Raw genomic sequence first — 4107 nt, 5'->3', positions numbered from 1 at the left:
AACTTCCGCAACCCGATTACCAATACGCGCACGTTCGGCTCCGATCCGGAGCGGGTTCGCCGCATGGGCATCCAGTATGTGAAAGGCGTGCAGCAAAGCGGCGTTGCCGCTTCCATCAAACACTTTCCGGGCGATGGGGTCGACGAACGGGACCAGCATCTGGTGGAAAGCATCAACTCCTTGTCCTGCGAGGAATGGGATGCCACTTACGGCGCCGTGTACAAAGCCTGCATTGAGGAAGGCGCCATGACGGTGATGATCGGTCACATCCTGCAGCCGGCCTACAGCCGCAAGCTGAATCCGGCGCTGCAGGATCATGAGATTTTGCCGGCCTCCTTATCCCATGAATTGGTTACCAAGCTGCTGAAGGAACAGCTGGACTTTAACGGCCTGGTGGTGACGGACGCTTCTACGATGGCGGGGATGATGATTTCGATGCCAAGATCGCAAGCCGTTCCGCGGGCGATCGCCGCAGGCTGTGATATGTTCTTGTTCTGCCGCAGCCTGGAAGAGGATTTCGGCTACATGAAGCAGGGCATTGAGAACGGGACGATTACGGAGGAGCGCCTGCATGAAGCGTTGACCCGGATTTTGGGGTTGAAAGCGGCGTTGAAGCTGCACCGCAAGCAAGCGGAGGGCACGCTCGTGCCTAAGCTGGAGGAAGCGCTCAAGATGTTGGGTACGGAAGAACACCGGCAATGGGCGATCGAGTGCGCAGATAAGGCAGTTACCCTCGTTAAAGAAGAGGAAGGAGTTCTGCCGATTCATCCCGACAAATACAAGCGGGTGCTGTTCTACGATATCGAATCCCAGCAGGGCGTGTCTTACAGCGCGCGAGTCGGAGCCGCCGATCTGTTTAAAGAGAAGCTGAAGGACGAAGGGTTTGAGATTACTACCTTTGAGGTGAATCCCGGCTTCGAAGGCATGATGAGCTCACAAAACGAGATGATCGGCAAGTATGATCTGATCATCTATCTGGCCAATATGGTCACCAAAAGCAATCAGACGGTCGTTCGCATCGAGTGGAAACAGCCGATGGGGGCGAACGTGCCGACCTTCATGACCTCCATTCCAACTTTGTTCGTTTCGATCGAAAATCCGTACCACCTGTTGGATGTACCGCGGGTGAAGACCTATATAAACGCCTACAATTCGAACGACAATGTGCTGCAGGCACTGATCGACAAGCTGATGGGACGATCGGAGTTCAAGGGGACGAGTCCGGTTGACGCCTTCTGCGGCCTATGGGACGCCAAGCTCTAATCTGCTGGCATTATATAGAGATAATACGGATAGGAGGAAGAAGGCATAATGAACAAGCGGTACCAAGCGGTGATTTTTGATCTGGACGGCGTGATCGTATCGACGGATCGTTATCATTTTCTGGCATGGTCTAAGCTCGCCGAGCAAGAGGGGATTGAATTTAACGAACAGATTAATCACCGGCTCCGCGGTGTCAGCCGCATGGAAAGTCTGGAGATTATCCTGGAAAAGGCAAAAAAGAGTTATACGCAAGAGGAGAAGCGTGAGCTGGCTGAACGCAAAAACGAGGTTTACCGCATCTTGTTGGGACAACTAAACGAAAACGATATGCTGCCGGGAGTGCTGGAAACCTTATCCGCTCTCCGCGAGCGGGGATACCCAATCGCCATCGGGTCATCGAGCAAAAATACGCCGGTGATTCTGGAGCGAATCGGCTTGTCCGGTTATTTCGATGCGGTTGCGGATGGGAACGGAATTGTACACAGCAAACCGGACCCGGAGGTATTCCTGCTGGCTGCCGCCAAGCTGGACATTCCGCCTGCGGCCTGTCTTGTCGTAGAGGACGCAGAGGCGGGAGTCATTGCCGCCAAACGCGGCGGCATGGCGGCAGCGGCCATCGGCGAGGCGCGGAGCTGCAAGGAAGCGGATTATTCGTTGGAGACGATAGAGGATGTATTGCTTTATGTGTAAATAGAGAGAAAGAAGCTTCGTAATGCTACATTAAAAAAAACATGCCAGTCCATGCCAGAGGCGCTGTCTCAACAGCGCCTCTTTTTTGCTTGGGGCAAGGGTTTGTCCAGCCTGTTTTAGGTCAAGGATAATGTCTTCACGGAATTCCGTTCAATGATCGAAGGGGTGACGATAATCTCCCGGTTGGCCTCTTGCTTGCCTTGGAAATATTCAAACAGCAGGGTGGCCGCTTCCACAGCCATCCGATAAACGGGCACATAAACGCTAGTTACGGCGGGAACACATTGGTTCCCGTCGTTCTTGCTGTGCTCGATGGTGATAAGGGAAACGTCGTTCGGCACATCAAGACCCAAATTATTGAGGAAATTAATCGTTTGCTGAGCTTTGGTTATATCATCGAGAAGCAGGGCAGTCGGTTTGTCGTCGGATTGCGAAAAAATCGTTCCTATTAATTCCAGATAGGATTTCAAATCACTGGTATAAGTAAAGTGCTTAACGATCAAATCATCGCCGCTGTTTTCTGCTTCAAAATCGCGGATTACCGGCTCTATTGGGGCCGTTTCCATGGTAAGCACCGCAATTCTCCTATGGTTGCGTTCGTAAAAATAGTCCAGTATCTCGCGATGATACTGCTTATAACGCGCATAAACGTTCATTCCGGCCTGGTCAAACAGCTTCTCCCCGATATAGACGATAGGGAGTTTCAAGGTAAGCAGTTCAAACAAGGGAGAGCACACAACGGGGGTGGTTCCCAAAATGAGTCCGTCAATCCGTTTCTGCTTGATAAAAGCATAGTATTGCGGGGGAATTTGATTCGACAAAATCCGGTCGGCTTCGTTCGTTTCATTGATTAAGAGAAGGTGAAAACCGTTCTGAACCAGGACGGAATTAACTCCATTGATGAACTCCAGAAGATAGGTGCTGTATAAGGACCGGGTAGAATCAAGGGGCATAGAAAAATACAGGCCAATTAATTTAGTTTCGTTATTGGCCAAATTTTGGGCAACTACATTGGGAACGAAGTTCAGTTTGTTCATCGCGTCGGTGACTTTTTTTTCGGTTTTACTACTCACGTAACCGCTTCGGTTCAGCACTCGGGAGACCGTGGAGATCGAAACTCCGGCTAAGTGAGCTACATCATATATTGAGACTTTCATAATTTATCCCCACAATGCAAGACTTTACGTATTCGAGAAGCAGAGGCATACCGAACATATGGTAGCGCTTCTCGAATTTAACTTAACATAATGGACGAAGCCAAGTCAATTCGATACCTTTTCGAAAAAAACTTGTTTTGGTAATGATTTTTGGATTGAATAGAAGGTGCTTCCAATGTATAATCTGTGAAAGCGCTTTACGTAATCATATTGGTTAATCGGGTAGGCAGATTAATAACAACGAGATTTAGCAAATGTGGAAGCGCTTCTATATTGTCTGCCGGCTGAAATGAGGCATGGCTCGAAAGCGGAGGATCGGAAAATAGCGAAACGTTTATTTGACAAGTGTTTTGTTATTTCCAATGTGGAAGCGCTTCTACATTGGAGGTCGGACCTGCGAGCCAATTGCCTTTAGGAGGTGTCTGAATTTGTTGGAGGCGAACGAAGCACCGCCGGAACAGTATATTCGGTTGGGCATACAGTTCGCTGGGATGTCACAAAAATTATATTTCTAAAGGAGTCTGAGAAACATGGTCAATTTGAAAGCAAAACCGTTTTATTTATCGGATGAAGACATTGCTTGGGTGGAGCGGAAGATCGCAGAGATGACATTGGACGAGAAGGTCGGGCAGCTGTTTTGTCTGGTCGGCTACTCCGATGAAGAGGAGTATTTGCAGCAATTGGCCGGAAAATACTACGCCGGAGGGCTGATGTGTCGTCCTATGCCTGCCGGCGATATTGTGAATACAGTCCAAACGTTGCAGCAGAACGCCAAGATCCCGATGCTGATCGCGGCCAATCTGGAGAAGGGCGGTTCGGGCATCGCCGAGGAAGGCACGACCATCGGATCGGTTATGCAGGTGGCCGCCACTGATGACGATGAGATGGCCTACAAGCTGGGTCTGGTGTGTGGCAGGGAAGGAGCTGCGGTCGGCTGCAACTGGTCGTTCGCACCGATTATCGATATCGACTACAACTTCCGCAACCCGATTACCAA

General features: G+C 50.2%; 4 protein-coding genes. 3 read left to right on the top strand and 1 reads right to left on the bottom strand.

All coding sequences use genetic code 11. The features are described 5' to 3' along the window. The first annotated feature begins 63 nt into the window (after nt 1–63). Complete coding sequence (locus KQI_RS0113170; protein WP_241763913.1) at nt 64–1263, top strand: glycoside hydrolase family 3 protein; 1200 nt, start codon at nt 64–66, stop codon at nt 1261–1263. 48 nt (nt 1264–1311) lie between these two features. Further along, nucleotides 1312–1953, top strand: a complete 642-nt coding sequence (gene pgmB / locus KQI_RS0113165) for a beta-phosphoglucomutase (RefSeq protein WP_010347239.1) — start codon at nt 1312–1314, stop codon at nt 1951–1953. Nucleotides 1954–2069: 116 nt separating this feature from the next. Here the strand turns inward: pgmB and KQI_RS0113160 are convergent, their stop codons facing one another. Then, nucleotides 2070–3110 (bottom strand): LacI family DNA-binding transcriptional regulator, encoded by a 1041-nt coding sequence (locus KQI_RS0113160; RefSeq protein ID WP_010347238.1) that lies wholly within the window; start codon nt 3108–3110, stop codon nt 2070–2072. A gap of 530 nt (nt 3111–3640) precedes the next feature. Between KQI_RS0113160 and KQI_RS26855 the strand changes: the two genes are divergently transcribed. Next, the coding region (locus KQI_RS26855; RefSeq protein ID WP_010347237.1) for a glycoside hydrolase family 3 N-terminal domain-containing protein at nt 3641–4107 on the top strand (467 nt) is incomplete at its 3' end.

This window comes from Paenibacillus peoriae KCTC 3763, assembly GCF_000236805.1.
Lineage (GTDB): Bacteria > Bacillota > Bacilli > Paenibacillales > Paenibacillaceae > Paenibacillus > Paenibacillus peoriae.
Note: the sequence above shows the minus strand (reverse complement) of the source record. Positions and strands in the feature narration are given on the sequence as shown.